We start from the raw sequence: 14,220 nt of genomic DNA, 5'->3' as shown, positions 1-14,220 counted from the left end.
TCTTCTTAAAATAAAATACTTTTGTATAAATCCCATCAGCTATGAGTTTTGAATTAACAATCATTATACCAGTATATAACGAAGAAGATAACCTAAATCGTGTACATCAGGAAATGAAACAGTTTTTGAGCATTTCCAAAAAAAAGACAAAAATTCTGTTTGTCAATGATGGTTCCAAAGACGGCAGTCAAATTTTAATTGAAAAAATCTGCAAAGACAGCGAAGACTTTACCTTTATTTCTTTTGAAAAAAATGCAGGTTTAAGCGCTGCTATAAAAGCTGGTTTTGATTACACAGATACTCCTTGGGTTGGCTATATTGATGCCGATCTGCAGACTGCCCCTGAAGATTTTAATATACTGATGGAATATGCAGGAGAATTTGATTTGGTTACAGGAGTAAGATCAAACCGAAAAGATTCTTTTACAAAGAACATGTCTTCTAAAATTGCTAACGGAATCCGAAGAACTTTTACTGATGACGGCATGGACGATACCGGCTGTCCATTGAAAATTATCCGAACTGATATGGCAAAAAGAATCCCAATGTTCAATGGACTGCACCGTTTTCTGCCCGCCATGATTCTGCTGCAGAACGGCAAAATCAAACAGACTCCAGTGAGACATTTCCAAAGAATAGCAGGTGTTTCCAAATTCAATCTATGGAACCGTTTATTAGGTCCGTTACAAGACTGCTTTGCTTATTTATGGATGAAAAAAAAATACATCAATTACAGCATAGCTAAACAAGGATAATGAACAGCATCATCGTCTATTCGATAGGTTTTATTGCCCAGATTTTGTTTTCGAGCAGAATGATACTTCAATGGATTATTTCTGAAAAAAACAAAAAGGTACTTACGCCAGTTTTGTTTTGGGAAATCAGCTTATTTGCTTCCTTTTTGCTATTTGTTTACGGTTATTTCAGACATGATTTTTCGATTATGCTGGGACAGACAATTACCTATTACATTTACATTCGAAACATTCAATTGCAGAACGACTGGAAAAAACTGCATATTCTTTTGAGATGGTTTGTAGTTCTTTTTCCCTTTTTTATAATTGGATACGGATACAATAACAATGTAATAGATGTAGATTTCCTGTTTAAAAACGAAAAAATTCCGCAATGGCTGCTTTGGACAGGAATAATAGGTCAAGTACTATTTACATTGCGTTTTGTGTATCAATGGATTTATTCTGAAAAGAAAAAAGATTCAGTTTTACCCTTAGGCTTTTGGATTATCAGCCTGATCGGATCTCTTATCATATTTATTTATGCAATAATTCGAAAAGATCCTGTATTACTGGCAGGTCACGCGATTGGTTTAGTCATTTATACCAGAAATATAATAATCATAAAAAAGGATGTCAAAATTAACGGATAACTACGCTTTTTGGCTGTTTGCTGTAGCCTGCCTCATGCTTTTCCCCCATTTAGATGTTATTGAAACCAACATCATGGAATCGCGTAACTTCATTACAGCCAGAGAAATGGTTACCAGCAACCATTGGATACTGACAACACTAAACGATTTGCCACGTTATGAAAAACCGCCGTTACCAACCTGGCTGACAGCAGTTTCTGGAATTGTTTTTGGTTTTAACACTATTTACGGCATGCGTCTGCCTGTAGTTTTAATAACATTGCTGCTTGTTTTTGGCACTTTTAGACTTTCAGAAAAAATTGGTTTGTCCAAACAGCAGAGTTTTCACAACGGATTGATTTTAATTACCTCTTTTTATATTTATTTCGCTGGAAGAGACAATCAATGGGACATGTACACTCACAGTTTCATGATAATCTGCATACTTTTTTTATGGAATTCATTAAATGATCCTAAGAAACCATTTCTCAATGCTGTACTGGCAGGATTATTTTTTGGTTTCTCCTTTTTGAGTAAAGGACCAATTTCTATTTATGCATTATTGCTGCCTTTTTTAATTGCTTACGGATTCACCTATAAGTTTCAATTAAAAGACAAAAAAATATATCTTATAATCATTTTTGTAATCGGCTTGATTATTGGTCTGTCATGGCCTTTATATGTAAAATGGGCAGACCCTGCGACCTATCTGCAGGTCACCAAAATAGAAAGCAGCCGATGGGGAAATTATAACACCAAACCTTTTTATTATTACTGGAGCTTTTTTACCCAAAGCGGTATCTGGACAGTTCCTGCTTTTATTGCATTGCTTTACCCGTATTTAAAAAGCAGAGTTACTAACCTTAAAGCGTATCAGTTTACGCTGTTATGGACATTGGCATCGGTGGTATTGCTTTCGATAGTGCCTGAAAAAAAATCAAGATACTTACTGCCCGTTTTAATTCCGATGGCACTGAATACCGGATTTTATATTGAATATTTAATTCAGAATTTCAAAAACATCAGTCAAAAAAAAGAAAAAGGAATCGTTTATTCTGCATTTGGACTTATTGTACTTATTTGTTTTGCTATTCCTGTTGTGATTTTTATCAAAGTAAAAAATGATTTAGCTGGATTCGAATTTTGGCTGATCGGCTTGACTCTTTCATTGTTTACAATAGGTTATTTATTGCTTACCAATCTTAAAAAACAAAATTTCAAAAAAGTATTTTATAGCGTAATAGCTGTACAAGCGGCAGTAATTGTTTTTGGAATACCGTTTACCAAACTCATTCTAAAAAATCCAGATTACGCCAGCGCAAAAGCAATTAGAGACAATGAAAAAAAACTGGGCATTAAAAGCTATGAATTGAAAGCATTTACTCCCGAAATAATTTGGGATTACGGATATAGCATCCCTATTTTATTAAATGAAAAAACCAATAAACTAAATTTACCTGTTGAGAATAAATTTGGTTTACTGGCTTTTAAAAAAGACAGTATTACTGCCAAAAAAGAATTCAGCAGTTACACTATAAAGGAGACTTCGTATATAGATCTAAATCACGTTCCAAAAGAATCAAAGAAACATAACGACCGATTGACAAGAATATATTATATCGTTACAAAGAAATAATTATTCTTCGTAACGGGTGATTTCTCTGTCGTAAAATTCATTAGCAAGAACGATAAGCCCTTCCATTTCGGCATTTAGCTCAGCTTCATCAAGATCCTCGGCCTCTTCCATGAATTCTACTTCATCATCTTTCAAGTTAATGATGAATCTTGGGTAATCCAGGTGAATAATAAATATATCATCTGGAAAATCGGTATTGTCTCCTAATAAGAATTTTGGTAATTCCATGTGTTTCTATTTTTTAATGTAAGGGTGTAAAAGTACGTTTTTTATTGAGATTCTCTTTTTAAAAATATTCTTTAAAAAAATGAAGCTTTCGCCCAGCCATTATGGAATAGACATCTCCCGATTTAGAAAAACAAGGCTTTTTTGCCGTAGTTTTTGTTAATCGGGAATATACGGACAGCAGGTGAAATGCTGTTGGAAAAACAAATTATCTTTCTAAACTTCTTTATCAGTATGCTGTGTAACCAGTTTTTTTGTCAGGCGTACAAATCGAATATATAAAAATAAAGCCGCCGCCGTCAGTCCCGCCAAAAGTCCGATCCAGACCCCCACGGCTTTCAAATCAGTATATTTCCCCAAATAAAAAGAAATAGGAAAACCAACTATCCAATAGGCAACAAACGTAATGTACATAGGAACTTTTACATCCTGCAGACCTCTCAAAGCTCCAAGAACTACAACCTGAATTCCATCTGAAATTTGAAAAATAGCGGCTATCAATAATAATTTTGAAGTAATCATAATGATTTCTTTATTATCTAAAGTTTGTGCTGGATCGTGCATATTCAGAAACAAATGCGGCAGATAATTATGAAAAACTACAAAGATTAATGCAAAGAAAGCTTCGGTAATTATTGCTAATAAAAAGATAGATCGGGCTACAATAATCAAATTTTTATAGTCTGCCACACCTCTGGAATGCCCCACACGAATCATCGCAGTAACACTCAAACCCATTGCTACCATAAATGTTGACGATGCTAATATAAGCGCAATCTGATTCGCCGCCTGACTGTTTTTTCCCAGCGATCCCGAAAGCCATATTGCAGCCGTAAACAAAGTCACCTCAAACAGCATCTGCATTGCAGAAGGGATTCCAAGGTTAATAATTTTTTTGATTATTGATTTTTTGATTTCTTTGAAAGTGAAATTTTTAAAATATTTATGCATCACAGCATTGTGCTTCATCAGATAATGCATAAAAACGACCATCATTATTCTGGAAATAACCGTTCCCAATGCCGCTCCGGTCACTCCTAATTTTGGAAAAAACCAAAATCCATAAATCAGTACATAATTAAAAAAAACGTGCACCACATTGGTCAGAATAATCGAATACATCGAATATTTCGTCAAAGACAAACCGTCGGCAAATTGCTTATATCCCTGATACATCACAACCGGAATCAAGGAAAAAGCAACCCAGTCAACATAAGGAGCGGCTAGTAAAACCACTGCTTCTGGCTGATTCATATAATACATTAACTGCTTTGACAACACAGTTATAATGAACAATGAGATCCCCAAAACAGTACATAACAGCAGGCCATGATGAAACGTAGTTCGGATCTTTTTATCATTTTTTTCGGCATCTGCTTCTGCCACCAAAGGTGTAATTGCTGTAGAAAATCCTATTCCGATGGCCATAGCCAAAAAGATAAAACTATTCCCCAGAGAAACTGCCGCAAGTTCGGTAGAGCCTAGATTTCCAACCATATAATTATCAACAATACCTATAAGAGTATGTCCAAGCATTCCTAAAATTACCGGGTAAGCCAACTTAATATTATATGCAAATTCTTGGGTGTATTTAGAAAAATTCATTTTGATTTTATTTAGTCGGCAAAGGTAATTAGAACAAACTGATTCTGTCAAAATTATTTTATTCATAAAAAAACTTAATGCAGATCAGCTCCGAATTATATAAAAACTCAAAATACCTCTATCCATAATAATTTTCCAAGATGGAATAATAATAGAAATCTAGGTAAAGGTGTTGGCCAGGCAGGTATTTGCGCTGCTTATGGTTTTGATTTATAAAATCATCCAGCTTCTATAAAAAATGTGCAGTTTTTCGGCACATTTTTTTACTCAAAAATTAAATTACAGTTTATATACTGTATTTTTGAAGGAGCTTAATCCAGCTGTTCACTGCAAATGCAATTCACTGAACTCCTATGAAAATAAAAGTTAGTGAAGTAATAATTTCCACTTCCATCTGGGCTAGGGCATTCATTTTCAAAATAACATTTAATGGAAAAATTCACACTCGAAATTCTTTTTCACATCATCGGAATTGGTTCTGCCTCCGGACTCATCTACAAAGATAACAGCTTATTTATCATTGGCGACAACAGCGGATTCTTATACGAATACGCCATTCCCTCACAAACATTGCAGCAACATGAAATCATCGAAAATGCTGCAGCCAATATTGTAAAAAGCGAAAAACCCGATTTTGAAGCTATTACTCATTTTGGAGACACACTCTATGTTTTTGGTTCAGGTTCTACCCAAAAAAGAAACGCGATGGTAGAAATTAATACATTCCAAAAAGAAATCCGAACAAACGACCTTACTGATTTATACGGAGTAATGCAGAGTTTCGGCGAAATCAAACCCGAAGATTTTAATATTGAAGGTGCCATTTATACTGGCGAAGAATGGTATTTATTCAATCGAGGCAATGGCGAATCGGCCAAAAATACAGTTTTCACCATTCAAGGCAAAAACTTAGTAAACGAATTCAAGATCCTTTCTAACAACTATAAATTACCCAAAATAAAAGGAGTACGAAGCAGTTTTACGGATGCTGTTCTGCTCGATGGCAAAATTTATTTTCTCGCAACGTCCGAAGATACTAAATCAACTTACCACGATGGTGAAATCCTGGGAAGCTTCATTGGCTGTATTGATACCAAAACAATGAAAATCGATTTTACCAAAAAAATCAGTGACACCCAAAAATTCGAAGGAATTACCGTTTATCAAAACAGCGATAATTCAATTGCGTTTTTGCTTTGCGAAGACAAAGACACCGACGTTTTAGAAACTACAATTTATAAATTATCCATTCCAAAACACAAATAAGAAATCACATTTAAAAAATATTTTAATTCCTTCCCAACCTTTTTCTCTTTTTCATCCTCTTTAGTAGAAAGATAACAATTGTGATAAACGAAAACTTAATTTCTGACTGCAAAAAAATGCACCGCGATGCCCAGCGTCAAGTGTATGAGCTCATGGCTCCCAAATTGTATCGCACCTGCAAGCGTTACCTAAAGAAAGAAGAAGAAATAGAAGAAGCCTTGGCCGATGCTTTCTATACTATTTTCACAAAACTCGATCAGCTCAAAGAGCTGGGCGCTTTTGAAGCTTGGTGCCGAAAAATTACGGTAAATCATTGTTTGGCAACTCTCAAGAAAAAAACCAATTTCAACCTATATCTTGATGATGTTAAAATTATTTCTCAGCCATTTACAGATGAAGTAACGGAGCTTGAGCAAGAAGATTTACTCAATTTACTCAATCATATTCCTGACGGTTGCAAAGCCATTTTTAATCTTTTCGTTATCGAAGGTTTCAGTCACAAAGAAATTGCGACTATGCTTAACATTTCCGAAGGCACTTCAAAATCACAATTGAATGCTTCGAAAACCAAGCTCAAAGAGTTAGTAAACAATTTGTATTACCAAAAAGCGAAATAGTCATGGACAATCAAGATAAAATATTCAACAAAATAAAAAATGCTTCGCAAAAAGCAGAAGAGAAAGACTTTCCTGCCTTCGAAAAAGTATGGACGCGTGTAGAGGAAAAACTCGACAAAAAAGAAGATAAAAAAACAATTATTCTTTGGAAAAAGCTGGCAATTGCGGCTTCACTCCTATTGTTTTTCTCATTGGGTTATCAGTTTTTCAAAACAGATTCAAAAATAACAACTCCAAAAGCTTCGGAAGAAAACAATGTGGTTATTCAAGAAAAGGAAGATACAAATAGTATATCAAAACCTTCAGAAAATATCAAACCTGATGCGGTTACTATTCTAAAAAAACAAATTGAAAAACAAAAACCTTTAGTTCTTTTAGATACAATTCCGCAAACAAAAATATTTTTAAGTAAAAATGCATCTCCAACTACTGAAGCAAATAGTAATGTTTTGAATGAAATGGTTGCCGTTGAGAATGAAACTATTAAAAAGGAAAATGATTCTGTTTACTTCATAAAAGGAGCAAGATTTACAACTGCAAAAGATGTAGATAATCCAGAATACTATTTTCAAACTAATAAAATAAAATCTATTCCAAAAACAGAAACAATTGTTTCGAAAGAAAAGAACAGTATCACTTCAACTTATAATACCACAACAAGAAGTATATCAGGAATTGTCACTGACGAAAACAACATACCAATACCTGGAGCGAATGTCATGATAAAAGGGACAAAACAAGTAGTTGCAACTGACTTTGACGGAAAATTCAATATCAAAGCAGAAAAAGGAGATGAACTTGTTTTTCTATTTATAGGTTATGACAATAAATATGCAACCGTCGAAAAATCAGATATACTAAATATTAAAATGCGATCTTCGACCCAAACATTAAACGAAATTGTAGTAGTGGGCTATGGAACATCAAAAAAGAAAACAGCAGTACCATTAGCAAAACAAAAAAACAAAGAGAAATCTAATCCAAATTCTAAAAGGAATACAACTGAAAATAATATAGGCTTTATAGATGAAATTATTCAAGCGGGTGAAAAAGAATTTGGTATTAACAACAAGCCACTGCTATATTTAAATGGTTATGAAATTTCGAAGAAAAAATTAAACACTATTGATTTTAATGAATTTGAAACAATTGAAGTTATCAAAACCAATGATGCCTTAAAGACATTTGGGAATAAAGGCAAAAATGGGGTTATTATGATAACTTCTAAAAATCCTACGGATAATGAGCAGAAAAAAATTGAGAAACTGGAAGATAAATTAGATGAAAAAAATGCTGATTATGATGACTTAGATTTTAAAGAAGATTTAGAAGATTACACATCATTTATAGAAAATCAATTCGAAAGTCCAAAAGCAACACCATTATCTACCTTCTCGATTGATGTAGACAATGCTTCGTACACCAATATAAGACGATTTATAAACGACGGTCAAACCGTTCCAAAAGATGCTGTGAGAGTCGAAGAAATGATGAATTTCTTTAAATACAAATATCCACAGCCACAAAATCAACATCCTTTTTCGATCAATACCGAATACAATAATTGCCCTTGGAATCCAAATCATCAATTATTAAAAATTGGCTTGCAGGGAAAAAACATACCAACAGATAATTTGCCCGCTTCCAATTTCGTTTTTCTTATCGACGTTTCTGGTTCTATGAGTGATGCCAACAAATTACCATTGCTTAAACAGTCAATGAAAATTTTGGTAAACGAACTCCGAAAAAAAGACAAAGTAGCGATTGTAGTATATGCCGGAGCAGCAGGAATGGTTTTACCTCCAACTGCTGGAGATCAAAAACAGACTATAATCGATGCTCTGGAAAAACTCAATGCAGGTGGAAGCACGGCCGGTGGTGCCGGAATAGAATTGGCCTATAAACTAGCCGAAGAAAATTTCATCAAAGGAGGAAATAATCGTGTGATTCTGGCTACTGATGGCGATTTCAACGTAGGCGCAACATCCAATACAGATATGCAGACTTTGATCGAACAAAAAAGGAAATCGGGCGTATTCCTGACGTGTCTGGGTTACGGAATGGGAAATTACAAAGACAGCAAAATGGAAACGTTATCCGATAAAGGCAATGGGAATTATGCTTATATCGACAACATTCAGGAAGCGAATCGCTTTTTAGGAAAAGAATTCAAAGGTTCTATGTTTGCTATCGCCAAAGATGTAAAAATCCAAATCGAATTCAATCCAAAACAAGTACAGGCGTATCGATTGATTGGTTACGAAAACAGAAAATTACGCCCAGAAGATTTTACCAATGATGCTATTGATGCCGGCGAATTAGGGAGCGGACATACCGTTACTGCTTTATATGAAGTAATTCCAACAGGTGTAAAAAGTGAGTTCATAAACAATCAGCTGGATTTGAAATATACCAAAACCAGTTCAAATGAAAGTGACTATTCGGATGAACTGGCAACGATAAAATTCCGCTATAAAAAACCAGATGGAAACAAAAGCATCGAAATGGTAAAAGTGATTGAAAACAAATCAATTCCGTTGAAAAACTCATCGGATGATTTCAAATTCAGCGCAGCTGTTGCTTGGTTTGGACTGAAATTAAGAGATTCCAATCTGGTCCCGAATAAATCTTCAGAAGACATTAAAAAATTAGCTAAGGAAGGATTATCAAATGATGAAGATGGCTATAAAGCTGAGTTTATCCGATTGGTTGAAACTATGAAATAGTTTTTAGACCTAACAGGTTTTTGAAACCTGTTAGGTCTTTTTTGTATTTAATTTTCTTCTGCCTAAACAAATACCTTAACTTTGATTTCTGAACAAATAGAAAACAAAAATGAACGATTTAAAAAATAAAAATGCACTTATTACTGGTGCTGGGAAAGGAATTGGAAAAGCAATCGCATTGGCTTTGGCCAAAGAAGGAGTCAATGTAATTTTATTGGCTAGAACACAAGAGGAAATCGACAATGTAGCTGCAAAAGCACGTTCCTTGAGAGTGAAAGCGCTGGCAATAACTGCTGATGTTGCCGATATCAACTCGGTAAATACTGCCGTGGAGAAAGCTTTATCAGAATTCGGATCGATTGATATTTTAATCAACAATGCAGGAATTGCTGCTTTTGGCAAGTTTCTGGAATTGGAACCGGAAGCTTGGGAACGTATCATTCAGGTGAATTTAATGGGAACGTATTATGTAACCCGTGCTATTTTGCCAAATATGATCGAAAGACAAACGGGAGACATTATAAACATTTCATCCACAGCGGGATTAAACGGAAATGCATTGACCAGTGCGTACAGTGCTTCGAAATTTGCCGTTTTAGGTTTGACTGATTCTCTGATGCAGGAAGTACGTAAACACAACATTCGTGTTACAGCTTTGACTCCAAGTACGGTTGCGACTGATATGGCAAAAGATTTAAAACTTACAGATGGCAATCCCGATAAAGTAATGCAATCCGAAGATATGGCTGAATTAATCATCGCTCAGCTAAAATTAAACCGACGCGTTTTTATCAAAAACAGCAGTATTTGGTCAACAAATCCTTAAGAATTATTAAACACGAATTTCACGAATGAGCACGAATTAATTTATAATTTCAAGTACGATTCGTGAAATTCGTGTTAGCGTCTTTAAACTTCAACATTTAAAAATTCCATTCTCACGCTTCCGTCTTCGTCAATTTTTGTCAGATTGATTTCGTGCAGCGTATTTACTAATTCTGGATTCCAAGGTGTTTTTACTTTTACATAGTTTTCTGTAAAACCATGTATGTAACCTTCCTTATTTTCGCTTTCAAAAAGTACAGTTCTGTTTGTTCCTAACTGACTTTCGTAAAACGCGCGGCGTTTTTTTACGGATAAACCACGAAGCATTTTACTGCGTTTAGCGCGGACATTCGCAGGAACAACACCTTCCATTTCGGCAGCTTCGGTATTATCTCTTTCCGAATACGTAAAAACGTGTAAATAGGAAATATCCATTTCATTCAGAAAATGATACGTTTCTAAGAAATGCTCATCAGTTTCTCCAGGAAAACCAACAATCACATCTACACCAATACAAGCGTGCGGCATAACTTCGCGAATCTTATTAACTCTTTCGGTATATACTTCACGTAAATAACGGCGCTTCATTAATTTTAAAATAGCATTGCTTCCCGATTGCAGCGGAATATGAAAATGCGGTACAAAAGTTCTGCTTTTAGATACAAACTCTATTGTTTCATTCTTCAATAAATTGGGTTCAATAGAGGAAATACGCAGTCTTTCGATACCTTTCACTTTGTCCAAAGCCTGAACTAGTTCCAAAAATGTATGCTCGTGTTTTTTATTCCCAAATTCCCCTTTTCCATAATCTCCGATATTAACTCCTGTCAGAACAATTTCTTTGATATTTTGTTTCGAAATTTCGTAGGCGTTTTTCAAGACATTTTCCAGTTCATCACTTCGGGAAATGCCGCGTGCCAAAGGAATTGTACAATACGTGCATTTATAATCACAGCCATCCTGCACTTTTAGGAAAGCTCGGGTTCTATCTCCTATCGAATAACTTCCTACATAAAAATCGGCTTCGGCAATCTCACAGGAGTGTACTTCGCCAAAATCATTTTTCGATAAATCATTGATATAATCTGCTAATTTGAATTTTTCGGTAGCTCCAAGAACTAAATCCACACCGTCAACATTTGCCAATTCCTCAGGTTTTAGCTGTGCATAGCATCCAACTGCAGCAACAAAAGCTTTGTCGTTTAACTTCATCGCCTTACGCACTACTTGTTTAAACTGCTTATCGGCATTCTCTGTAACCGAACAGGTGTTGATTACATACATATCGGCCACTTCTTCAAAATCTACCCGATCAAAACCTTCATCTTCTAAATTTCGAGCGATTGTAGATGTCTCCGAAAAATTCAATTTACAGCCAAGCGTGTAAAAAGCCACTTTTTTTCTATTCTCCATAATTACCTTAAATCAATGAAATCGTTGTCAAAAAATTTAAGTGTGCAAATTTACAAACAAAAATCTACACTATAAAGCTGATGATTATTTATATTTAACTGCTTTTGAGTCATTAAATGTAATTTTATCTTTGCGTTCATTAAACTTATAGAACTTACATATCAAAATCTTTATTTTTTCGTTCAAGGCTTTGTTCCTATTCATTTAAATATTAATTTCACGACTCCAAAAACAAGCTAACATATAAGCTCTAAATTGTACTAAATAGGGACATATCGCTATGTAAAAATCTAAATTATTACAAAAATAAAACAGAGCGGATAATATTATTTAACTTTTTGTGTTTTAGAAAGTGTAAAGACAATTAATATAACTTTTTTTACAATATTCTTAAATGTCAAAAATTTGACTTTGGAAAAAAATATTTTAATAACAATAATATGGGATCGCCGAAAACCATAAAGAGTAGGCAAATATTAAATTAAATAATAACATAAAATGAAATCATTCTGCCTCACAATCTCCCTACTATTTATCGCACTTTGTTCACAAGCCCAAAATGCACCAGCTATAGCAACCAAAAACCCATTTCCTACAATCAGCACTTTGACTGCTTGGGCGAGCTATAATTCACAGGAAAAATTCAACCTTGACATTAGAAGCCTTGGTTTTAAATTTGAAGAAAAATCAGCAGAAACAGCTTCTACTTCTTACACTTACATCAGAAAAGTTTCAGTTGACAATATTAACTATACTGACAGAATCGTTTACAGAATTGCAAATGACAATTCAGCCAGCATTATTTCATTGGTAACAGCATCAACCGATTTGGTTTCTTTTTACACGCCGCAATTGGCCGGTTATAAAACTGGAAAATGTGATAATGAAATGTCAAAAGACAAAAAAACAACCTGTACCTGTTACAACAATGACAAATTTGTTATCGATGTATGTGACGAAAGGGTAAAACTAACAATGGGTGACGGAAACAATTATTTTATTTCGGTTGCAAAAAAATAACGAAAACTAAATTCTTTAGTTACAAGATACACTGCAGTGCATGTCTATCCACAACAAAAAAATCCGTTTCATTTCAAAAAAATGAGACGGATTTTTATTTTGCGAAAAAATTACAAATTTGGATTTTCAGCACTATACCAAACATGTTCTTCTCCTTCATATTCAAAGGAATTAACATAATTCATTCCCAGTTTTTCCAGAATATTCCTTGAGCCCTTATTTCCGGCATCTGCGTAAGCATAAAGATTCTCGATTTTCATTTCATTAAAAGCAAATGCAGTAAAAGCCAATCCAGCTTCGGCAGCATAGCCTTTTCCCCAATGTTTTTCTATAAACCGATATCCTATTTCATAAAAATTCTGATGATTATTGATTGTCTCCTTAATTAATTTTATCCCAGACCAGCCAATAAACTCGTTGGTTTCTTTAAGAATAACAGCCCAGCGTCCAATTCCATTATCTATATACTGCTGTCTGATTTTTTCAATCATCAGCCTGCTCTCCTCAATATCTTTTACAGGCTTCTTCCCTACAAATCGATGCACTTCAGGATTTGAGTCCAATTCGAACATTCCTTTATCATCAGAAGGCAATAATTCTCTTAAAATCAGTCTTTCTGTTTCTAAGCAAGATTTCATTACTTTAAAATGTAACGCTGAATTACCTCGGCAACACCATGATTATTATTGGATGCCACAATAACATCGCCAAACTCTCTTAATTCTGCATCAACATTATCAACCCAAACACCCAGTCCAGCATACTGCACCATCGTCAAATCGTTTCCTGCATTTCCAACGGCTATGATTTCACTTTGATGAATATTGAGTTTTTCGGCCAAAATCTGAATTGCAGCTCCTTTATCAATTCCATTTGGTGCAGCTTCCAGAAAAAAGGGTTTTGACATACACACACTCAAATCCGGCATAGCATTTTTCAATACTGGTTCAACGCTTTTAAGATAACTTGGCTCTTCCAGCAATAAACATTTTACAGCCGAAGTTGTTACAGCATCTTTAAAACTAGGAACAATCACAAGTTCCATACCAGTGATAGTACTTTCAATATCAATATATTCTGAATGTCTTTCACTAATAATCTGTTCGCCCAAATAAGTAATAATATGAGTATTGTTCTGCTGGCTGAAATCGTAAAGAGAATGTATTTGTTCTTTGGTCAAAGCGTGCTCAAAAAGCACTTTATCCTCTTTCAAATCAGTAATCGTCGAACCATTAAACGAAATCATATAGGAATTATAATAATCCATTTTCAGTTCTTTGGCATATTCTGTCATAGCCGATGTTGGTCTGCCCGAAGCTAAAACCACATAAACTCCCATCTCCTGGGCTTTAAAAATCATTTCTTTATTCTCATCAGATATGATATGATCGTCGTTTAAAAGCGTATCATCCATATCCACAACAATCATTTTGTATTGTACTTCTTTCATTATAAAATTATTATATTATAAAAAGACCCTGATACTAATACGTCCCAAGGTCTTTCAAAAAAAATTAAATC

The 14,220-nt window shown here is 34.5% G+C and carries 13 protein-coding genes; 8 read left to right on the top strand and 5 right to left on the bottom strand.

Features of this window, described 5'->3' with window-relative positions; all coding sequences use genetic code 11:
* Positions 1-41 precede the first annotated feature (41 nt).
* From IRZ80_RS07070 to IRZ80_RS07060, 3 genes are read left to right on the top strand one after another with little or no spacing between them, the layout of a single operon-like run.
* Positions 42-755, top strand: a complete 714-nt coding sequence (locus IRZ80_RS07070; protein ID WP_194640845.1) for a glycosyltransferase family 2 protein — start codon at positions 42-44, stop codon at positions 753-755.
* Positions 755-1,387, top strand: coding sequence for a lipid-A-disaccharide synthase N-terminal domain-containing protein (locus IRZ80_RS07065; protein WP_194640844.1), 633 nt, complete (start codon positions 755-757; stop codon positions 1,385-1,387). The genes IRZ80_RS07070 and IRZ80_RS07065 overlap by 1 nt, the downstream gene beginning before the upstream one ends.
* Complete coding sequence (locus IRZ80_RS07060) at positions 1,368-3,002, top strand: ArnT family glycosyltransferase (RefSeq protein WP_228520828.1); 1,635 nt, start codon at positions 1,368-1,370, stop codon at positions 3,000-3,002. The genes IRZ80_RS07065 and IRZ80_RS07060 overlap by 20 nt, the downstream gene beginning before the upstream one ends.
* Here the strand turns inward: IRZ80_RS07060 and IRZ80_RS07055 are convergent, their stop codons facing one another.
* Entirely contained in the window at positions 3,003-3,230 is a 228-nt protein-coding gene (locus IRZ80_RS07055) for a hypothetical protein (protein ID WP_056247475.1), read from the bottom strand.
* Between the two features lie 213 nt (positions 3,231-3,443).
* Entirely contained in the window at positions 3,444-4,832 is a 1,389-nt protein-coding gene (locus IRZ80_RS07050) for an MATE family efflux transporter (protein ID WP_194640843.1), read from the bottom strand.
* Between the two features lie 429 nt (positions 4,833-5,261).
* Between IRZ80_RS07050 and IRZ80_RS07045 the strand changes: the two genes are divergently transcribed.
* From IRZ80_RS07045 to IRZ80_RS07030, 4 genes are all read left to right on the top strand, one after another.
* Entirely contained in the window at positions 5,262-6,098 is an 837-nt protein-coding gene (locus tag IRZ80_RS07045; RefSeq protein ID WP_194640842.1) for a DUF6929 family protein, read from the top strand.
* Positions 6,099-6,214: 116 nt separating this feature from the next.
* On the top strand, positions 6,215-6,715 hold the full coding sequence (locus tag IRZ80_RS07040; protein ID WP_194640899.1) for an RNA polymerase sigma factor: 501 nt from the start codon (positions 6,215-6,217) through the stop codon (positions 6,713-6,715).
* 608 nt (positions 6,716-7,323) lie between these two features.
* Complete coding sequence (locus IRZ80_RS07035; protein ID WP_410504218.1) at positions 7,324-9,441, top strand: YfbK domain-containing protein; 2,118 nt, start codon at positions 7,324-7,326, stop codon at positions 9,439-9,441.
* A gap of 109 nt (positions 9,442-9,550) precedes the next feature.
* Positions 9,551-10,267, top strand: a complete 717-nt coding sequence (locus IRZ80_RS07030; protein ID WP_194640841.1) for a 3-ketoacyl-ACP reductase — start codon at positions 9,551-9,553, stop codon at positions 10,265-10,267.
* An 83-nt stretch (positions 10,268-10,350) separates the two neighbouring features.
* Here IRZ80_RS07030 and mtaB read toward each other — a convergent pair whose 3' ends face one another.
* A complete protein-coding gene (mtaB, locus tag IRZ80_RS07025; protein WP_194640840.1) occupies positions 10,351-11,679 on the bottom strand; it encodes a tRNA (N(6)-L-threonylcarbamoyladenosine(37)-C(2))-methylthiotransferase MtaB in 1,329 nt (442 codons plus the stop codon).
* Positions 11,680-12,177: 498 nt separating this feature from the next.
* On the opposite strand from mtaB, the gene IRZ80_RS07020 reads away from it, so the two are divergent.
* Positions 12,178-12,699: a hypothetical protein gene (locus IRZ80_RS07020; RefSeq protein WP_194640839.1), complete on the top strand. Its 522-nt coding sequence runs from the start codon at positions 12,178-12,180 to the stop codon at positions 12,697-12,699.
* A gap of 110 nt (positions 12,700-12,809) precedes the next feature.
* Here IRZ80_RS07020 and IRZ80_RS07015 read toward each other — a convergent pair whose 3' ends face one another.
* Positions 12,810-13,337, bottom strand: coding sequence for a GNAT family N-acetyltransferase (locus tag IRZ80_RS07015; RefSeq protein WP_194640838.1), 528 nt, complete (start codon positions 13,335-13,337; stop codon positions 12,810-12,812).
* The gene (locus tag IRZ80_RS07010) at positions 13,337-14,149 is read right to left on the bottom strand and encodes a Cof-type HAD-IIB family hydrolase (RefSeq protein ID WP_194640837.1); all 813 of its coding nucleotides are present in this window, start codon (positions 14,147-14,149) and stop codon (positions 13,337-13,339) included. Before IRZ80_RS07010 ends, IRZ80_RS07015 begins: the two co-directional genes overlap by 1 nt.
* Between the last annotated feature and the right edge of the window lie 71 nt (positions 14,150-14,220).

This window comes from Flavobacterium sp. HJJ, from assembly GCF_015351475.1.
Classification (GTDB): domain Bacteria; phylum Bacteroidota; class Bacteroidia; order Flavobacteriales; family Flavobacteriaceae; genus Flavobacterium; species Flavobacterium marginilacus.
This window is presented reverse-complemented; position numbering and strand designations above follow the sequence as displayed.